The organism is Psychrobacter sp. VH5, assembly GCF_050572635.1.
Taxonomy (GTDB): domain Bacteria; phylum Pseudomonadota; class Gammaproteobacteria; order Pseudomonadales; family Moraxellaceae; genus Psychrobacter; species Psychrobacter celer.
On the sequence record NZ_CP192145.1, the window covers coordinates 1,064,770 to 1,083,130 of the forward strand.

Here is an 18,361-nt window from a genome sequence, read left to right on the forward strand (position 1 = left end):
GGCACTCAACTTCTGTGGTCAGAACTATGTCGCTCTATCAGCTCAAATCTCAGTTTCAAGACCAGCTGCGTCCCATAAGCGATACATTGGCTAAGTCAGGATGCAGCGCCAATCAAGTGACGATATCTGCTGTGATACTCAGCCTAGGGACGGCCTATGTGATTGCCAAGCCTGCGGCTCACCATCAGGCGCTTTGGGCGCTGCTACCGTCGTCGCTGTTTGTGCGTATGGCGCTCAATGCCATCGATGGCATGATGGCGCGTGAGCATGCACAGGCATCTGCGCTGGGCGGTGTGCTCAATGAAGCAGGTGACATTATTGCCGATACGGCGCTCATCAGCAGCTTGCTACCTCATAGCGCTCAGCCAAGCTGTCCATCTAAAAATGTGATTGACCAACAGGCTCATCAGCAGCGTCATGTCTTTGGGCTGATGATACTGAGTGTCAGCACTGAGCTGATAGCCATCGCTTGCGATGCTGCGATGGGCGCTCGAGCCAATCAAGGGCCGCTGGGCAAAAGTGACCGTGCGTTTGTGCTGGGCGTGCTTGGGGCGGCAAAAAGCCTTAGCGTACCGATATCATTGTCTCATCGCTCAGCAAGTCCGTTTTTTATGCTAATAGAAATACTACTGCTAAAAACGTGCCTCAATCGTCTGCGCTATATGGCCGCATTGTATCTACAGCATCAGCCGCCTGTACCGCGCTCAGCCCGTACTACTTTGGAGTCCCAGATCATGTCTTCTGATTTTATAAATATAAATGATACAGCGGCGCAGGATATGCCAGCCTCTTCTAGCGCGGCTACGGAGGTATTACAAGCAGCCGTGATAGAAGGCGAGAGCTGCTATAACGCGTATGATGGCACAGCGATTTATTACCGTTATTGGCTAACGATGCCTATTGAGCAGTTAAAAAACGCCGATCAGTGCTTACGGCAAGTGATTTTGTTGCACCGTGGTCATGAGCATTCAGGACGTCTGGCAGAGCTGGGGCAGCAGTTTGCAGCGGCAGGCTATCAGGTGTTTGCGTGGGATGCGCGCGGCAATGGCCGATCAGGCGGTATCAAAGATCATGCCGAGAGCGTTACCGAGCTTGAGCGCGATTTAAATGACTTTGTTCAACTGGTGATGGGACAAACCGGCATCGCCATCGACGACACACTAATCGTCGCCAGTAGTATCGGTGCCGTGCTCGCCGCCGCGTGGGTGCATGATTATGCGCCCAACATCCGCGGCATGATACTCGGCACACCTGCGCTCAAGATTCGTCTGTATCTGCCTTTTGCCATACCGTCGCTAAAGGTAGCGCGTACGCTTGGGCTAATGTCACGCGTCAGCAGCTACGTCAAAGCGCAAGTACTCACCCATGACCAAGACGCGCAGCACGCCTACAATGCCGACCCGCTGATCTCTAGCAGCATCTCAACCGACCTGCTGATTGACACGCACGCGACCGGTCAGCGTCTGCTCGATGATGCAGAGGCCATCACCGTACCGACCTTTGTATTGTGTGCTGGCAAAGACTATGTGGTAAATAAGCAAGCAGAGCGGACATTTTATGAGGCGATCAATAGTCCAAGCAAACGCTGGCAGCTGTATCCTGATAGCTACCATGCCATCTTTCATGAGACCAACAAAGCCGACGTGTTTGCCGACTGTCTGGCGTTTGCCGAGGAGGTATTTAGCACACCGGTACAAACAGCGGATTTAAGAGCGGCGCATTTGCATAGCGCTAGCAAAGACAAGGTCGATCGACTGGCCATCAAGCCATTTAATCCAAGCTTTGCGCTAACTCGGTTGGCGATGCAAAAATTTGGTCATGTCAGCGATGCGATCGCCACAGGGCTTGAGCATGGCTTTGACTCAGGGCATTCGCTCGATCATGTCTATAAAAACCAGCCTAGTGGCCAAAACAAGTTTGGTCAAGCGGTTGATAAATTCTATCTTAACAACATCGGCTGGCAAGGCATTCGTATCCGCCGCGAGCATATATTAGAGCTGGCGCGTACCGTACTGACAGCTATCGAAGACAACAACCCCCAAGGTAAAAAACCAAGTAGCTCTAAGCGCTATCAACCAAAACTGCTAGATATCGCCAGTGGTCATGGTTATTATGCATTTGATCTGTTGACGGAATTTACGGGACTACAAGCTGAGCTGCGAGATTATGAGGTACATAATATTCAAGCGCTACAAGCAAAAGCTGAACGCTTAAGTATCACTGATCGAGTGGTGGTCAGGCAGCAGGACGCTTTTGACCCTGCCAGTTATACGCAGGCCGTGCAGGAGGATATTGTCACCGCGTCATCACTACACATGCCATCATCAAATAACGCAAAATCTGATGCAGGGTTTGATATCGCTATCGTCTCTGGATTGTTTGAGCTGTTTTCTGACAACCGCTTACCCGAGACTGCATTAGCAGGTATTTATGATAACTTAAACACAAATGGCTACCTGATTTATACCAATCAACCATGGCACCCTGAGCAAGAGTTTATCAGTAAAACCTTAAACAACCATCGCGGTCGTGACTGGGTGATGCGTTGCCGCTCACAAGCGGAGATGGACCAGCTGGTCAGGCAGGCAGGCTTTCAAAAAGTCAGCATGCGTATCGATCGTTTTGGTATCTTTACAGTGTCGCTGGCGGTAAAGGTCGCCCCGCTCGATGACAAATAAGCACGCAACATATGAGCGTGTGCAGCTGTTTTCGGGAGGCGGCTCGCGCTTTGCCTATTATTTGGGCAGTTATGCCGCGCTGGTCGCCCATGATTTGAGGCCAGATATGATCATAGGTACTTGCGGCGGTAGCCTCTCGGCGTATTTGGTACATCTTGCGCCTGAGCCAAAAGACTTGCAAGCACTGCTGTATAGCCATGAGCTGTATACCGCCATTTGTGCAATCAGGCATGTCAGGCCAGATGAAGCAAATAGACGATTAAAAATGCGCTATATAACGCAGGCCATACAGCGTTGGCGCTTAGCAAGCAAGCAAAGCGCCAAACCGCAACGCTCATCGCCAGCCAGCTATGAGCAGCTACTCGCAGAGCTGCAGCAATTGGCCATGTTTCGTATCGATGATGAGCGGTATTGGCTCGATTCGCTATCTGGTGTTGCCAATGAGCGTAATGAGCGTAGAGACAAGAGTGCCTGTGGTCATAAGCGTATTCAAAGCACCAAGCAAGCCATACCCGAGGTCGCCATCATCGCCAGCCGTCTGCAAAAAGCCTCTGGGGTTGACAGCGCGTGGCCACCTGCCTCATATACGGCGGCGGGTCCAGCAGCAGTATTGCAAGAGTTGTTATTTGCCTCGCCGCGTGTGGCGACTATGATGTCGCTTGCCGCCGGCATGCAAGGCGAAGCTGACAATAAGATACGATCACCTGCGCATGCGTTTGCTGATGGACGCATACCGCCGCATGTACAGATAGTGAGCCAGTGGAGGTTTGCAGACGCGATACGTGCGTCTATGGCCGATATGTACTATCTGCCACCTACCCATATTTCAGCGCTCGGTTGGTGTTTAGGCGGTGTCATCAACCTCACGCCCGTTGAGCTGGCCTGTCAGCTGGGGCAAACGGTATTTGCCGAGAGCAAAGCGGGGTATGATACCTGGCTTGCTGCCCCAGCGATTAAGCGTGTCTTTGGTTTTGATCCCAATGCTCGTTTGGCACAGGTGCAGGGCTATCATAGAGAGACAAGCCATCGCCATACCGAGCAGCTGCATTGGTTGCCATTTGCTGACAATGCCGAGCAGCTCGCAGGCCAAAGCGTGCAAAAGCGCTTTAGTATAAAGCAAATGACTGTAGCGTTGATTCATCGTGATTATGATGGTTTTGTGCAGCAAATGCAGGCGCAGTGGCAATATGGCTATCAGCGAACGAGCAGCTATATTCGGCAGCATACGCCATAGTTGACCTACTTTAGCGCTACGGTTTTACAGGTGTACTGTGTTTATACCTTTGCTTATGCCTATACCGCCAGTGGCTATGCCACATTTATCCCAGTAGCGCGCTTAGACTTATAACGATGGTGTTTTGAACTGACGATATACGAATACCGCGATTTATGCCCGAACCGATGATATGACAGATCTTAAACCAAACGCCTTAAAGCCTACCACAGCTGATGCACCGCACGTCATCATCGTCGGTGGCACCAGTGGTTTGGGGTTGGCATTGGCACGTCATCACCAGCAACTGGGCTGGCATGTGAGTGTGGTGGGTCACGATCGCCAAAAAATAGCGCAGATCAATCATCAGCACCCGCACATCATCACCTATCGCTGTGATCTGACTGACCGCGCCCAAACGCATGAGTTTTTGCAGCGCTTATCTGCCATCACGTTTTATCGGCTGGTTTATAGTGCGGGCAGTTATACCAACGAGCGGGTGCGGACGCTCAATGCGGCAGACAGCACGCGCATGCTAGCGATTAACTTACAAGCATTTGAGCAGGTGTTTTGGTGGGCAAGTGAGCGGCTAAAACAACAGCCGACATCGTTTGACATGAGGCAATATGGCAAGCCAAGTCTCATCTGTATTGCCTCCATCGCTGGGGCGTTGGACTATCCCTATGCCAGCCTCTATGCCAAAAGCAAACGCGCGATGATAGCCACGGCCAGCGCCTATCGCTTGGCACTGCGCCCGTATGATATTCAAGTAAACGGCATCGCCTCAGGCTATATCGATACCCAAGCGCTGCGTGATCTAAATGACGGTGACGCCAGTCATAAGCCATTTATCATCAGTACACAGACCGCCGTCCAGCATGTCATGCAAGCGATCGCTGATGATACCGAGCTTGCCATATTTCCACGAGCGATGCGTTATATTATTTATACCTTAAACAGTGTGCCCAAGCCGTTATTAGACTGGGTATTACGCAGCCAGCTTGATAAAAACAATAAGTAATGAAAAATGAGTAAAAAAACTGTCTTTGCAACAGGCTTTATTTAACCCAGTAGCCAATAAAGGACGGTAAAAATAGGCACGCCAATCAGCAAGCTGTCGATACGGTCCAATACGCCGCCGTGCCCTGCTAGCATGGTACCTGTGTCTTTGATACCGTGCTGACGTTTAAACGCAGACTCTAGCAGATCGCCTGCGATACCGCTCACTGCCAATCCATACGCGGCTAGCAAGCAAAGCCACCATTCAAATCCCGTCAGCCAGACCCCCAGTAGCGATGCCAGTAGCGCGGCACACATACTGCCAAAGACAGCGCCTTCAATGCTTTTGTTGGGGCTGATGCGCGGCGCTAGGCCGCGTGAAAACAGACGATGACCAAGTAAGCGACCGCATAGATACTGTGCGATATCGTTAAATTGACTGGCAAATAATACAAACAATAAGACACCATACTGCTCGCGTTGCCACGTCAGCTGCTGGAGGGTAATCAAGCTGACAATCAAGGCGACAAATGCCATGCTCAATAGCCCATCTAAACCCGTTGGATGCGTGTAGTGTGAAGTGGTCGCGCTAGCGGTGTGGTCAGCAGAAGAGGTGGGAGTGACGCTTGGCTGCAAGCCGCGGCTTTGTAGCTTATGGATCAGTCGTGCTCTACTAGGTAGGCACCATATCCGTTTGATTTCGTAGGCACCGCGCAGACCGATCAGCACAAAAAAACCAATAAGCAGCCATTGATAGGGGTATCTGGACGTCAAAAGCTCGGCATGGCGATCTGCTATCTTTGCGATTGCATAGCAGCCAAAGAGCGCCGCCAGCATAAACCACCATGAGCGTGCGATCAGATAAATCGTCGGTAGGCGTCTGCGCAGGCGTGGTATGGCCAGCGCTCCCCATACCGCGCTAACCACCCCCATCAGCGCGATCACAAAGACGATATCAGAAGCCATACCTTTAAGATCCAAATGCCACCATTTTATGTCGCGGATTATGTCGCAACGCTTACAGCCGAATTGTTATGATAGCGTAAATGCTTCTTTAATCCTAACTATAGTTGATAAACTATATGGTATTAGCTGATATTAACCGGACTCCCGCATGGCTAAAGGTGGTACAGTTATTTTTTGCACATCCGCTGTTGTTATATGGGCTGTCATATCTATATCGTCAATAGTAGCAAATGCGGTCAGCGAGGGCGGCTCAATGACACTGGTCAAAGGTTTGCTCGCTAAGTTTGGATAGTCTTGTCTATAATGACCGCCGCGACTCTCATGACGCTGATAAGCCGACTGCATAATCAAAGCCGCTAACTGCAACTGCCTAGTTAATTGAACGTAGGGCAGCGTATGGTAAGAGATGACGTGGTCTTGGCTTTCAGTATCTATATGATCAAAGCTTCTACCACCGAGCTGCTGTTGCCACTGGCAGATTTGCCCCAGCGCTTGCTCAAGCTGCTCGGCGCTACGACTGATGCCCAGATGCGAGGTCATTAACGCTTTTAATTGGGTGGTTATGCCAGCAATCTCAGTATTTGTATTAGTGCCGACGTTGTGATGGTCATTAGTATGGCGTTGGTACTCAATGGGCGATGGCAAGGTAATACGCTGATAGTCTGCCAGCATCGGCGGGGTCCAGATATCATAGATGGATTGCTCTGAGTCAATATAAATGGACGTGGCGTCTGGTTTTTTAGTTGCGTGTAGATAGCGCGGGATATCGGCGGCGATATGGCGCCCGACCACCACGCACTCCAGCAGCGAGTTACTGGCCAAGCGATTAGCGCCGTGCAAGCCTGTATAAGCAACCTCTCCTGCCGCATAAAGCCCTATCATATCGGTCAAGCCATTAGCAGAAGTGACCACGCCGCCGCAGCTATAATGCGCGGTGGGGGCTACTGGGATCGGGTCAGTGGTGATGTCGATGCCAAGGTCTAATAGTGTCTGATAAATCTGCGGAAAGTGTGCTCGGAGAAATGCCGCTGGTAAGTGACTGACATCGAGATGAACGTAGCCAAGTCCATTGATGCTAATTTGCTCGGCGATAGCACGAGCGACGATGTCTCTTGGTGCCAGCTCTGCGCGTGTATCAACCTCTAGCATAAAGCGTTTACCTGTCTGCGGGCAGTACAGCCGTCCGCCTTCACCGCGTAGGGCTTCAGAGATTAAAAAACTACTGTCACCAAGCGCCAAACCTGTCGGATGAAACTGGATAAACTCCAGATTTGCCAAGCGGCAGCCTGCTTGCCAAGCCATCATGACGCCATCGCCGACACAGACATTGGGCGCGCTGGCGCGTTTAAACAACTGCCCTAGACCGCCACTGGCCAGCACCACCGCGCGACTATGCAAAGTTAGCTGTCGTTGATGAACGTGATCAAAAACAAGTGCACCTTGGCAATGATTGTCAGTATTTTTTAGCAGATGAAACGCTTCATGATAGGGCAGGATGGTGATATTAGACGCCGCTTGCGCTTTTTTAACTAAGGCTTCCATAATATGTCGGCCAGTGGCATCATCAGCATGAGCGACGCGCCGGCAGCCATGACCGCCTTCTTTGGTCAAGTGTAAGTCGCTGGTTTGTAAGGCGGCTGTCTCAAGGTCTTCCTCATGGGGGTATTGAAAATTGTCTAATGTCGCTATTTTTTCTGCTGGCGCGTGTTGTTTTGGTAGGCGAGTAAAGGGCACGCCTTGCTCGCACAGCCATTGCACCGCTTGCTCGCCTGAGCTTAGGATCTCTGTGGTGTTTTTTGCCTCGCACAGCCCTGCGCCTGCGATGAGCGTATCAGCGATATGATCAGCGGTGCAGTCTTTGGCATCCAAACTTGCCGCGATACCGCCTTGGGCATAATGACTGGAGCAAACGTCCAGCGCCGCTTTACTTAGTATCGTCACGTGGAGTGTTTGCGGTAAGGCCAGCGCCGTGCTCAATCCAGCAAGACCTGCTCCAATGATCAACACATCTGTGTGTCTGACGCCATGGGTATCATCAGCAAGGGTGCTTGTATTAGCGGCTGTATGCGCCTTACTCATATTAGGCAGCTCCCACATTGGCAAAGAGCGCGCGGTCTTGGGTGATATCACCGCTTGCAGTGACACGCCGCTTTTGCGCTTTGGCAAAATCCAGCATACGTTGTAAAGGTTTTTTGGCGGCGGCTGCCAGCTCAGGCGTCAACATGACTTCACCGCTTCGCTGCGTCAGACACTGCTCGATGCCTGTTAGGCCATTCATCGCCATCCACGGGCAAAACGCGCAGCTCTTACAGCTGGCGCTTTCGCCAGCGGTCGGTGCGGCCAAAAAACGCTTGTGTGGCGAGCGTTTTTGCATCTCGTGCAAGATACCCAAATCGGTCGCTACGATAAAGGTCTCGGCATCCATCTCATAGGTCGAGCTGAGCAGCTTACTGGTCGAGCCGACGATATCAGCGAGTGCGACCACGCTATCAGGCGACTCTGGATGTACCAGCACTTTGGCGTCAGGGTGCTCCTCTTTTAATTGCAGCAGCTCGGTCGCCTTAAACTCATTGTGCACCAGACAAGATCCTTGCCAGAGCAGCATGTCTGCGCCAGTCTCACGAGCGATATATTTGCCCAAATGACGGTCAGGCCCCCAAATGATAGGCTCACCCTGAGCATGTAAATGACGGACGATATCGATACCGACAGAGGAGGTCACCACCCAGTCGGCACGCGCTTTGACCGCGGCGCTGGTATTGGCATAAACCACCACGGTACGCTCAGGATGGGCGTCGCAAAATGCGGCAAACTCATCTGCAGGACAGCCCAAATCAAGCGAGCATTCAGCCTCCAAGTCTGGCATTAGGACAGTCTTTTCCATACTTAGGATTTTTGCTGACTCGCCCATAAAGCGCACGCCAGCCACCACCAATGTCTGTGCCTCATGGGCTTGTCCAAAGCGCGCCATCTCAAGCGAGTCACCGACACAGCCGCCAGTCGCCAATGCCAAATCCTGAATAAAAGGATCGACATAATAATGAGCGACGAGCACAGCGTTATGCGCTTTTAGCAAGTGCTTGATGTTTTCTTCAACTGCCAGCCGCTCAGAGCGTGGCAGCTCGGTAGGTATCTTTGCTCTGGCGTATTCGATGGTCATCTGAGTGGCGATGCGCTGGTCGGTACTCATGATAGGGGCGTCGTACGGATAAGTTTTCATAGCTGCAACCTCTCCTTTGGTGCGATAGTGACACATCATATGTCGTAATATTGGAATGACTCGCTAAAGCAAAATCATAAATTGTTTTAATTATGCTCATTTTGAGCATAAAAACAAGGGTTTTTTATTATTTTTCTACCTATAGTCAATCCTAAATAAAACTGACATGCTAGATATTATGTTCACGTGCTACTGATATTTATTTTGCGCAGCCTCTGTCGGCGTAGACACAGCACGCAAGGAAAATGAATACCAGTAGCGCTGTACCTGTTTTAAAGTACATTAACCATATTAAGGCGTGCGGCTTGGTTGATGTTACAGCGACAGACTGTGATCGTCTTAGATTCGAGCTATACTAGGAAGTGTTACTGTTTGTAGGTAAACGGTGCTAACGACTGCTGTAGCACGGCTGTTTTGATTGTATACTGAGTTTGTTTTTGTACTCAGCTTGTTTGTGTACTACGTTTGATTTTCTACCGAGGATGATAAATACACTTATGACGTTGTCTTATTCACATGCGCATCAGCAAGGCAGTGGTACCACCGAGGTGGTTGCCGTACTCATTGCGATTACCGAGCATACCGCCCGTGTCCTAACGGTCGATCAAGGTAAGCTATTGCCCAATGGGCCACTGATGCCGCTGCATCGCTCGTTGCAAGCAGGGGTGCGCCAGTGGGTGGAGGAGCAGACGCAGCAGCCACTTGGGTATTTAGAGCAGCTTTATACCTTTGTCGATACCAATAGACGCAACGTTGATGGTCATGCTTTAGTATATGTCAGCTATCTAGGGCTAGTGCAAGAGACGCAGACGCCAAAGCTGCCAAGCCAAGCGCTATGGCGAGATTGGTATGATTACTTCCCGTGGGAAAACCACTTAGATGGCGCGCCAACTATCATTACCTCGTTTATCGTGCCAGCGTTATTGGCATGGGCAAAGGAGGCAGATGACGCTATCACCCAGCAGCGGCGACGTCAGCGTATTGAGCTGTGTTGGGGCGTCGGTGAAGCGCATGTGATAAGCCCACAGCTGCCAAGCTTGGGTGCCAGCGCAGCCAGCCGGGAGCAGCTGCCAGAAAATAAAGAATGGGTCGCCGAGCATGTACTGCTGCGCTATGAGATGCTTTATGAAGCAGGGTTGATACCTGAAGCGCCAAGCTATCCGCCAAGCTACTTAGCCAATGTGTCCACCGAGCTGCCCAAAAACTGGTCGCAGCTGATAGGCGAGCCGATGTATTACGATCATCGCCGCGTGATTGCCACCGCCATCTCTCGATTACGAGCCAAAATAGAGTATCGGCCGCTGATTTTTGGTCTGATGCCCGAGGTGTTTACTTTATCGCAGTTACAGCAGAGCGTAGAGGCGTTATCAGGTGTGCGCCTGCATAAGCAAAACTTTCGCCGCCTGCTGGAGGCACAAAACCTAGTGATGGAAACAGGAGAGAGCAGTAGTGCTCAGCGTGGCCGGCCCGCCAAGCTGTATCGTTTTCGGCACGATATCGAGTTACAAAGCCTGCTCATGGATAGCAAGCTGCCCAAACGCAAATAATCAAATGACATTATTTTATTGCAGGGCGGGGTGCTTTACGCTATATTTATGCTCATTTTGAGTCTAATAAATGACCGTGATGCCAGTGATATGATTGCTATTTGTGGTGCTATCACTGGCGATGGCACATTTATCAAGCAAATGCGCAACGATAAGGATAACCGATGACAGGCAAACAAGAACCAGCATTAAATGAGGTGTTGCTACGCCCTCTAGTAGAGGCCGCTCTCACAGAGGATCTAGGCAGGCGCGGCGATGTCACCTCACAAGCAACCATCCCAGCCGATATGCAAGCGCAGCTACAGATCAAAGCGCGCCAGGCTGGCGTTATCTGCGGTATGGATTTGGCGCGATTGGCCTTTGATATGGTCGATACGCAGATTGGTTTTGACGCTCAGATCGCAGATGGTGAGAGGGTTGAGGCGGGGACAGTGCTGGCGACCGTGCGCGGTAATGCGCGTCATTTGCTCACTGCTGAGCGTACCGCGCTCAACTTTATGACGCATCTGAGCGGTATCGCGACCGCGACACGGCAGATCGTCGATAGTGTGGCTGCATATCCTGCGCAAATCACCTGTACGCGTAAGACCATTCCTGGCCTACGGACATTACAAAAATACGCTGTACGCTGCGGCGGCGGGCGCAACCATCGCTTGGGGCTGGACGATGCGATTTTGATCAAAGACAATCATATTGCGATTGCAGGCGATATCGCAACTGCCATCAAGCAAGCGCAAGACTTTGCCGGTCATCTGATTCCAATTGAGGTAGAAGTCGACACCTTAGCGCAGTTAGCGCAGGCACTCGATGCCGGTGCAAGTTTGGTATTACTGGACAATATGACGCCTGATGTTTTGGCGCAAGCGGTGGCTATGTGCCAAGGCCGCGCCAAGACAGAAGCCTCAGGAGGTATTACCCCTGAGACGGTGCAAGCGGTCGCCCAAACAGGGGTGGATTTCATTGCCATGGGTTATCTGACGCACAGTACTACCGCGCTCGATATCGGTCTCGATTTTATGGTCAGTGCTAATACGGGAAATTAAGCAAAGTTAATGATTTTATTGGCTTATCTGCCTATGTTACAATGGCGCTTATGCGGTGGTTAGCCGCCTAACAGGTCATCGCTGTGTGCCGTGATGACCTGACTTTAGCATCATTGCTGCAACAGATAAGCGAGACTGAGTGAACACTGAAATAATCAAGATAATCTTAGCCTTTTTGGTGCTGATCAATCCATTTAGCGCATTGACGTTGTTTTTGGATTTGACCCGCGGTTATTCGATGAATAATCGGCGCAAAGTGGCGCGTATTGCTTGCTTGACCATTTTTATTACCATCAGCTTTTTTACTGTGGCAGGGGAGACCTTGCTTAAGCTGCTGGGTATTTCTATCGGCTCGTTTCAGTTGGCGGGCGGTATCTTGGTGTTTTTGATTGCGCTCAACATGATGAACGGGGAAGGTAACCCCGTCAAACCCGATCAAGAAAACTTCGATGTCGAGTATGACAAATACGCCGCGCCAAGTACCGCCTCTGCTGTTGTGCCGCTCGCTATTCCGATGATGATCGGTCCTGGCGGTATCTCCACCGTCATCATTTACTCTTCGCAAGTCTCTGGGATTTTGCAAGTCTCAGCCATTCTTATCGCTGGATTGTTTATCAGCTTGTTTTGCTATTTGGCCTTAATGGCGGCAGGTCGTATCAGCCGGCTGCTGGGCGATACTGGACTAAACATCATGAGCCGCATCATGGGCATGCTCTTGGCTGCAGTGTCTATCGAAATCATCGTCAATGGTTTGCGTACTTTGTTTCCTGCCTTAGTATAACCGCTTGTCTGACGCTTAAAAGCATGTGCGCTTGTGTGACTAATCACCAAAGACGCTGGCAAAAAACTCCATTAATGAAAATATGTTATAGTAGTGATTCACTATTTTTGACAGGAGTTAATCTTGAGTAAGAAAAGAATTGCTATTTTAGGAGCAGGTCCAAGTGGTTTGGCGCAGTTGCGTGCCTTTGAAGCAGCGCGCTTGGCAGGTGTAAAAGACTTACCTGAGATAGTTTGTTATGAGAAACAAAACGCCATTGGTGGTATGTGGAACTATAGCTGGCGCACAGGTCTAGACAGAAATGGTGAGCCCGTCCACGGCAGTATGTACCGCTATCTATGGTCAAATGGCCCAAAAGAATGCTTGGAGTTTGCAGACTACTCGTTTGATGAGCACTTTGGTGAGCCTATCCCTTCATACCCTCCGCGTGAAGTCCTAAAAGACTACATCATGGGCCGTATCGACAAACAAGACATTCAAAAATATATTCGCTTTGAATGCCCAGTACGCTGGGTAGCTTTCGATGATGATACGCAAAAATTCACCGTCACGGTGATGAACCATAAAACCGACGAGCAAGAAGTCGAAGAGTTTGACTATGTTGTGGTTGCGACAGGGCACTTTTCGACGCCAAACATGCCGTACTTTGAAGGTCTCGAAGCCTTCCCTGGCCGTATCTTGCATGCTCACGACTTCCGTGATGCCCTAGAGTTTAAAAACGAAGATATATTACTTGTCGGTAGCAGTTACTCCGCCGAAGACATCGGTACGCAGTGCTATAAGTATGGCACCAAATCAGTAACCATCAGTTATCGCAGCCAGCCACTTGGCTATGAGTGGCCTGAGGGCATCAAAGAAGTGCCGCTGGTGACGCATTTTGAAGGAGATGTGGCGCATTTTGCTGATGGCACCAGTCAGAGCTTTGACGCCATCATTATGTGTACCGGCTACTTGTTCCATTTCCCGTTCTTGCCGGATGAGCTGCGTTTGCAAACGCATAACTGCTTGTACCCTGCCAACCTTTACAAAGGTATTTTTTGGCAGCCCAATCCCAAGCTTATCTATTTAGGCATGCAAGATCAGTACTTTACCTTTAATATGTTTGACGCCCAAGCGTGGTATGCGCGTGATGTCATCATGGGTGAGATGGCGCTGCCGGATTTGGCAACGCGTGAGGCTGACGAGCAAAAATGGCTGGAAACCTATGCCAAATGCGTCACGGTCGACGACTCCATCGACTTTCAAGCTGCTTACATTCGCGACTTGACCGATGCGACGGATTATCCTGAGTTTGCGGTCGAAAAACAAGGCGATATTCTAAAGCAGTGGCAAAAGGACAAAGCAGAGAACATCATGACCTTTAGAGAAAAGGCCTACCGCTCGACGCTGACGGGCACGCTAGCGCCTGAGTTGCCAGAGCCGTGGCTGGATGTATTAGATGACTCGCTTGAGCACTTTTTAAACTTGGCATTTGTCCAGCCCAAAAAGCATAAAAAAGCCTCATAAGCAGTTTTTATCTATAAGTGTTTATTGTAAAAAACCAAACCTTCAAGTGAGGGTTTGGTTTTTTTTATTTAGGATGAGCCATGCATCTTTGGTGACTAGATTTGATGATTAGCTTTGATACAAATGCCATGCCAGATAGAGCATCAAGATACCGACGAGAGCGTCCAAAACATTCCAAGCTTTTGGTTTGGCAAACAGCGGCTTGAGTAAGCGCGCACCATAGCCCAGCGCAAAAAAGAAAAAGAAAGACGCACTGACGGCACCAGCGGCAAACACCACTTTGCTACTAGCGCCTGTTGAAACCATGCCGACGAGCACCAATGTATCTAAATAGACGTGCGGGTTGAGCCATGTAAAGCCAAAGCACAGGAGCAGCGCTTTTTTTAGGCTGCTGACCACTTGACCCTCGACGGTCAGTGCCTGTGATAGGCGCACACTGGCATATAGGCTTTGTAAGCCATAACCGAGCAAAAACACCACACCGGCGAATTTTGCGACATCGACGATGTGCGGATAGCGTGCTGTCACGGCGCCAAAGCCGCCGACGCCTGCTGATATCAAGATGGCATCGCTAAGGGCACAAAACAAACAGACAAAAAAGATGTGCTCGCGCTTTAGCCCTTGTTTGAGTACAAAGGCGTTTTGCGAGCCTATCGCAATGATGAGCGATAGCCCAAGCAAGAAGCCAGAAAGAAAGTCAGAGGCATGCATAATTAAGTGCTTAATCGGTGGTGGAGCGGGGCGGATAGTGCCAGCGGCGCTGACATTTTGCGTACTGGCAGCATCACAAAAAGCTGTTAAGATACGCTATTGATTGCACAGATGCAATAAAGCAAAGCCCCTTACTGTAAAATGGGTGTGTAACAAGAGGCGTGTATAACAGAGAGGTAAGATCGGTCATGGTGGTAAGTTTGACAAGAATGCTACAATCATTTGGGCAAGCCCAAGACGATCTGCCAGCGCAAGCGGCCTTACAGGCGCAAAAGACAGCGAGCCACTATGATGGCCAAACAAAGAGCAAAGGCGGCGAGCAAGCAGATGACGACAATATTAAAAACCCGCGTACTACGCTGACGCCCCCTGAGCGTGCCGACCGTATCTGTGCGGCATTGGCGCAAGTGAGTGATGCGCGTTCGGCCACACCGCTCACCGACCGCTATCTGGCCAATCACGCACAAATGCGCCCAGACAACAGACCCCCTTTTGACCCTGATACCTTATGGTATCTCAAACATGGACGCTGTCCGATTATGACTGAGCTTGTAGATGTGGTCGATGAAGCCACCTTAAACGCCATGCCTATCGAGGCGGTGGCAATACTCGATAGAATAAATGGTAAGCTAAAGCGCTACCGTGAGTGGAGTCAAGAGCTCAACGATGAGCAGCAGCAACAGCATAACGAGCGGCAGTTCGTCATCGACAAGCTGGTTTCTGAGAGTATCCCCGAGGCGCTGCATCATTATGAGCAGCTGCAACGATTTAGCCCGCACCGTACCAGAAACCATACAGCACAAGGTAAGATGAGCGCAGGTGATATGCTGACGGATTTGTTTTTAGAGATTGACTACGAGCTTGATGAGCTGCTCGATGAATTGCACAACACAGTGATGAGCCGCCTTGCTTCCACGCATCGCTATGTCAAAAGCCGCACGCAAAGCTAAGCTAAGGGCGGCGGTTGTGACTGCGAACCTGCTCTCATTGATACCGCGGTGCTTGCCAATCATTTTGCCAAAAAAACTGCCATAAAATAAGGATCAGCCAATGACCCAAATGACTGCGATGTTTATCATGTTTGTATTTTATGGTGTGCTACCAGCGGCTGGGTTGTACTTGGGATATCGTGGTATCAAAAAAATGACCGCGCCCAAAATGCTGGAGTATAAGGCGATGCCGCAGCTGGGCTATATCCCCGAAAAAAGCCTACCGGCTGATATCAAGAAGATGCTGGCGCAGATCAACGAAAAAGGCGAAAAGCTGCGCGTCATTTATGGTGATACCAATAATGACGGTAAGATTGATGACAAAGACACTGTCAATGAGACCTATATCATGATTCAAAATCTCATGGACAGACACGTGCCGCTGGCGGTGGCGGACTATCGGCGCTTGCATGACTTAGATATGGGCGATAGTGCGCGCGCTGATACCACCAAAATCAAGAACTCCAATGTGACAGGCAAAGAAGCGCTGCTTGAGGTGCTCACCACCATTGACGCGCAGTTTGATGATTTGCTCAATGCCTCCTATCATCAAGACGGGCAAAAGCTACTCGCGACCAGTCGCTATCTACAAAAACGCTTTAAAACGCCTGCTGTTAGTCATGAAGGACAAAACCTCGATGACGGTGCTGACGATGAGGCAGGTATTCAAACGCTTGAAACCCCAGCTGGTGCTGCGGCCAAAAAGGCGCGCGCTGATGATATCAAACGGTAAAGATTAAAAGCTAAGCGCAATAACGGTAAAAGAGTAAGATATATGAGTGTGCTCATTGGTGTCGGTATCGTGACGACCATCACGACCATTTATTTGGGTAAAAAAGGCTGGCAAGCGCTGCATAGAGCCGTCGGCATCACCCCAGGCGTGCTTACATATCAAGATGATCAAGCGCCTTTGTCATTGTCTGCGGTCACATGGCGGCATCTGCGTTTACACAAAAAACATCTACAGCGCTTACCAAACGATCAGCTGCGCCAGCTGCAGCGTATCGACGATAAGGTGAGTCGCTATCAGTCTTATCAAAAAACACAACAGGCTGATGATAAGACGCCGACGGTGACCGAGTCGCAGTTTGTGTTAGAAAAGCTGCTGTACACGCGCTTGCCTGACACACTAGCCAGTTATGATTATCTGGTCAGTATCGATAGCGCCGACCTATCACAAACAGAAAAAAAAGCAGAAGCCAGTGAGCTGTTGCAGCAGGTATTAGACCATATCGAGCAGCGTCTAGATGCGTTATTGGACCAAGCGCAGACGCAGCATCTACAAGCGTTACGCGTGATGAAAAACTATGTCGAGAGCCACGATCGTTAAAGGGTAGGGCAAAACTACAGCAAGTGGCGCAAAAAAAGCTGCCTGTGAGAGATATCACAGGCAGCTTTTTTATGATCTAGGTGTATGAAACCTCAATGAGACTAACGCTTATCGCCGTGGCCACGAGTGTGCCGAGTGCCGCGACTAGCAGGGCTGCCGCTGCTTTTCGGTTTGCTACTGTGCGACTTATCGCTACGACTATCGGCACGGCGCGCTTTGAGCGGTTTGTTTTTGATACGTTCTTGCTTTTCTTTGGCCGCGCCGTGCAGACCTGTACCATAACGCGGGCGCAAGCTGACTAAGTCGGTTAGGGTGTTGATCTCTTTTTTGTCCAGCTCCAAGAAGCGGCCTGTACGCAGCTCTTTGGGCAGTGATATCGTACCATAGCGGGTGCGCAATAGGCGGCTGACCTTGAGGCCTTGCGACTCAAACAAACGGCGCACTTCGCGGTTGCGGCCTTCTTTTAGTTTGACGTGATACCACTTGTTGACGCCTTCACCGCCGCCTTCTTTAATGTCGTCAAACTGCGCCATGCCGTCCTCTAGCATGACACCAGCGGTCAAGTTGCGAGCGATATCAGGGGTGACCTCACCCAAGACACGTACCGCATATTCACGCGTGACTTCACTTGAGGGGTGCATCAAGCGATGGGCCATCTCGCCATCGTTGGTAAACAATAACAGTCCGGTTGAGTTGATGTCCAAACGGCCAACCATCACCCAGCGATCGTGGGTCAGCTTTGGTAGGCGCTCAAACACAGTCGGGCGACCTTCAGGGTCTTTTGCCGAACACACTTCCCCTTCAGGCTTGTAGTATGCCAAGACGCGGCGGCGCTTTTCGTTTTCGGCGTTGTATTTGATCTGACGACCATCTACCCGTATCTCATCGCCTTGCTGCACGCGATCACCAATGGTTGCAGGCGCATTATTGACAGACACGCGGCCTGATCTGATGACTTCTTCCATCTGACGGCGTGAACCCAGCCCCATACGGGCGAGAGCTTTTTGTAATTTCTCATCTTTCATAATCATGTCCTTGAGTCGGTGGGTTTACATTTCTCAATGTAAAAAATGCAGTGCCTATTCTACGCTATTTTAACAAAATTAGCACGTAAACAACTGCTTACTGTCGATGATGACTCAAACCAATATTTATTAGAAAATTCGCGTTTGGGTTATCTATTTTAAGAAAGAGCGTTCTAAAAAGGGTAACGACAGCCATGTTGTTTTTTAAAAGACGGCAAGAGAGCTATCTACAAATACCTTTTCTCTTGCCAGTCACTTATTAAAAAGCGTATCAATATTTTGGCTTTATCTTGCGCTAGGATTTTGCCGCGTACACAGGTACAATATTATGACTAGTCAAAGGTTGACGAAGC

At 50.2% G+C, this 18,361-nt stretch carries 15 protein-coding genes; 10 read left to right on the top strand and 5 right to left on the bottom strand.

The features are described from left to right. Positions 1-26 precede the first annotated feature (26 nt). The 3 genes from ACNFVB_RS04560 to ACNFVB_RS04570 all read left to right on the top strand — a co-directional run bounded on the left by ACNFVB_RS04560 (position 27) and on the right by ACNFVB_RS04570 (position 4,912). Positions 27-2,678, top strand: a complete 2,652-nt coding sequence (locus tag ACNFVB_RS04560) for an alpha/beta fold hydrolase (RefSeq protein WP_430738223.1) — start codon at positions 27-29, stop codon at positions 2,676-2,678. Next, positions 2,668-3,912: a patatin-like phospholipase family protein gene (locus tag ACNFVB_RS04565; protein ID WP_430738224.1), complete on the top strand. Its 1,245-nt coding sequence runs from the start codon at positions 2,668-2,670 to the stop codon at positions 3,910-3,912. Before ACNFVB_RS04560 ends, ACNFVB_RS04565 begins: the two co-directional genes overlap by 11 nt. A 172-nt stretch (positions 3,913-4,084) precedes the next feature. Then, positions 4,085-4,912, top strand: coding sequence for an SDR family NAD(P)-dependent oxidoreductase (locus ACNFVB_RS04570; RefSeq protein ID WP_430738225.1), 828 nt, complete (start codon positions 4,085-4,087; stop codon positions 4,910-4,912). 41 nt (positions 4,913-4,953) lie between these two features. Here the strand turns inward: ACNFVB_RS04570 and ACNFVB_RS04575 are convergent, their stop codons facing one another. The 3 genes from ACNFVB_RS04575 to nadA all read right to left on the bottom strand — a co-directional run bounded on the left by ACNFVB_RS04575 (position 4,954) and on the right by nadA (position 9,076). Then, the gene (locus ACNFVB_RS04575) at positions 4,954-5,856 is read right to left on the bottom strand and encodes a phosphatidate cytidylyltransferase (RefSeq protein ID WP_430738226.1); all 903 of its coding nucleotides are present in this window, start codon (positions 5,854-5,856) and stop codon (positions 4,954-4,956) included. A 132-nt stretch (positions 5,857-5,988) separates the two neighbouring features. Beyond that, complete coding sequence (gene nadB / locus ACNFVB_RS04580; protein ID WP_430738227.1) at positions 5,989-7,935, bottom strand: L-aspartate oxidase; 1,947 nt, start codon at positions 7,933-7,935, stop codon at positions 5,989-5,991. Position 7,936: 1 nt separating this feature from the next. Beyond that, a complete protein-coding gene (nadA, locus tag ACNFVB_RS04585) occupies positions 7,937-9,076 on the bottom strand; it encodes a quinolinate synthase NadA (protein WP_430738228.1) in 1,140 nt (379 codons plus the stop codon). Positions 9,077-9,573: 497 nt separating this feature from the next. On the opposite strand from nadA, the gene ACNFVB_RS04590 reads away from it, so the two are divergent. The 4 genes from ACNFVB_RS04590 (at position 9,574) to ACNFVB_RS04605 (ending at position 13,953) form a co-directional block, all read left to right on the top strand. Next, positions 9,574-10,623, top strand: coding sequence for an NUDIX hydrolase (locus ACNFVB_RS04590; protein ID WP_430738229.1), 1,050 nt, complete (start codon positions 9,574-9,576; stop codon positions 10,621-10,623). 164 nt (positions 10,624-10,787) lie between these two features. Beyond that, on the top strand, positions 10,788-11,666 hold the full coding sequence (gene nadC / locus ACNFVB_RS04595; protein ID WP_430738230.1) for a carboxylating nicotinate-nucleotide diphosphorylase: 879 nt from the start codon (positions 10,788-10,790) through the stop codon (positions 11,664-11,666). A gap of 139 nt (positions 11,667-11,805) precedes the next feature. Continuing rightward, a complete protein-coding gene (locus ACNFVB_RS04600) occupies positions 11,806-12,447 on the top strand; it encodes a MarC family protein (protein ID WP_201584963.1) in 642 nt (213 codons plus the stop codon). A 123-nt stretch (positions 12,448-12,570) separates the two neighbouring features. Next, positions 12,571-13,953, top strand: coding sequence for an NAD(P)-binding domain-containing protein (locus tag ACNFVB_RS04605; RefSeq protein ID WP_105244984.1), 1,383 nt, complete (start codon positions 12,571-12,573; stop codon positions 13,951-13,953). A 108-nt stretch (positions 13,954-14,061) separates the two neighbouring features. On the opposite strand, the gene ACNFVB_RS04610 is transcribed toward ACNFVB_RS04605, so the two are convergent. After that, positions 14,062-14,664, bottom strand: a complete 603-nt coding sequence (locus ACNFVB_RS04610) for a LysE/ArgO family amino acid transporter (protein WP_430738231.1) — start codon at positions 14,662-14,664, stop codon at positions 14,062-14,064. 209 nt (positions 14,665-14,873) lie between these two features. On the opposite strand from ACNFVB_RS04610, the gene ACNFVB_RS04615 reads away from it, so the two are divergent. The 3 genes from ACNFVB_RS04615 to ACNFVB_RS04625 all read left to right on the top strand — a co-directional run bounded on the left by ACNFVB_RS04615 (position 14,874) and on the right by ACNFVB_RS04625 (position 16,983). Further along, entirely contained in the window at positions 14,874-15,614 is a 741-nt protein-coding gene (locus ACNFVB_RS04615) for a hypothetical protein (RefSeq protein ID WP_430738232.1), read from the top strand. Between the two features lie 100 nt (positions 15,615-15,714). Further along, positions 15,715-16,386: a hypothetical protein gene (locus ACNFVB_RS04620; protein ID WP_430738233.1), complete on the top strand. Its 672-nt coding sequence runs from the start codon at positions 15,715-15,717 to the stop codon at positions 16,384-16,386. A 42-nt stretch (positions 16,387-16,428) separates the two neighbouring features. Beyond that, positions 16,429-16,983 carry a hypothetical protein gene (locus ACNFVB_RS04625; protein ID WP_430738234.1) on the top strand — a complete coding sequence of 185 codons (555 nt, stop codon included), beginning with the start codon at positions 16,429-16,431 and terminating at the stop codon, positions 16,981-16,983. A 101-nt stretch (positions 16,984-17,084) separates the two neighbouring features. On the opposite strand, the gene rluB is transcribed toward ACNFVB_RS04625, so the two are convergent. Continuing rightward, the gene (gene rluB / locus ACNFVB_RS04630; protein ID WP_430738235.1) at positions 17,085-18,008 is read right to left on the bottom strand and encodes a 23S rRNA pseudouridine(2605) synthase RluB; all 924 of its coding nucleotides are present in this window, start codon (positions 18,006-18,008) and stop codon (positions 17,085-17,087) included. Positions 18,009-18,361: the final 353 nt, after the last annotated feature.